This window comes from Novosphingobium sp. GV079 (genome assembly GCF_003058045.1).
Lineage (GTDB): Bacteria > Pseudomonadota > Alphaproteobacteria > Sphingomonadales > Sphingomonadaceae > Novosphingobium > Novosphingobium capsulatum.
Window position 1 is genome coordinate 1 of sequence record NZ_QBUE01000057.1, and the last position, 1215, is coordinate 1215.

Here is a 1215-nt window from a genome sequence, read left to right on the forward strand (position 1 = left end):
GACCTATGCCCAGCGCACACCGCGCCACCAGCCAACCCGCCCTGCCCACATCGGGCAGGATTTCGTTTGACCACGCGCTGCAGATCACCGCCCCGCACCTGATCGCGGCAGAGCGGGCCTTTCTCGCTTCCGTCGCCGGCTTTGCCGAACTGCGCTTCTGGTCTCCGGGCGCCTATGCCGGCATCGAGGGCGCGCCCTTCGGCCAAGGCGAAGGCCTGGTGACATACACCGACGCCGCCTGGAAGCGCACCCTGCAGAAGATGACGCGCGAAGCGGTGAAGCACAGCAGCACCCGCTTTGCCCTCACCGACGCCGGCCGCGATCTGGTCATGCGTACCGTCCTGCTGATCGAGGGCCGCGCCGCGTGAACCTCGAAGCCGAAATCTTGAAGGGCCTGCAGGCCCAATACCAGTTCCGCAAGACCAAGGGCGCCTGGTTGCAGGAGGGCACCTGCCCCGCCTGCGGTAAGCGCGAAGCGTTTGCTGCTGCCAAGGATCCCAAGATCGTCCGGTGCGGCCGGCAGGACCGTTGCGGGTGGGAAATCTCCGTGCGCGATGCCCTGCCCGATCTGTTCGAGGACTGGTCCAAGCGCTTCCCCGAAACCGAGGAAAACCCCACCGCCACCGCCGATGCCTATCTGCAGCACGAGCGGTGCCTCGATCTGCGCCTCCTGCGCGGCAGCTATACCCAGGAACTCTACCGCGACCACAAGACGGGCCACACCTCGGCCACAGTGCGCTTCGCCGTGGGCGATACCTATTGGGAACGGCTGATCGACCGGCCCGGCCGGTTCGAGAAGAAAGCGCATTTCCGCAAGGGCGGCACTTACAAGGGCCATTGCTGGATTCCGCCGCGCCTCTCGATGGAAGAGATCGCCAAGGCGGACGAAATCCTGATCACCGAGGGTATCTTTGATGCCGTTGCCCTGTGCCAGGTGCGCAAGGTGGCGGTCTCGGCCATGTCCACCAACAACTGGCCCGAACACTTCCTGGCCGATCTGCGCGTCGAGCTGGAGCGGATCAAGCGCACCACGCGCCCCCGCCTCGTCTTCGCCTTCGATGTCGGCCGCGCCGGCGTCGAATACACCATCAAGTATGTGAAGCGCGCCACGGCCGAGGGTTGGGACGCCAGCGCCATGCAGGTGCGCCCCGATGGCGAGGGCACCAAGAAGGACTGGAACGACCTTCTCAAGGAACACCTCGACTGGGCGGGCGA

General features: G+C 65.8%; 2 protein-coding genes. Both read left to right on the forward strand.

Annotated features, from left to right (window positions below; genetic code table 11):
- Positions 1–368, forward strand: a 368-nt coding sequence (locus tag C8K14_RS22820; protein ID WP_158272012.1) for a hypothetical protein, incomplete at its 5' end; no start/stop codon positions are given.
- Positions 365–1215: toprim domain-containing protein (locus C8K14_RS22275; protein WP_133726930.1), on the forward strand; the 851-nt coding region annotated here is incomplete at its 3' end. The genes C8K14_RS22820 and C8K14_RS22275, both read left to right, overlap by 4 nt.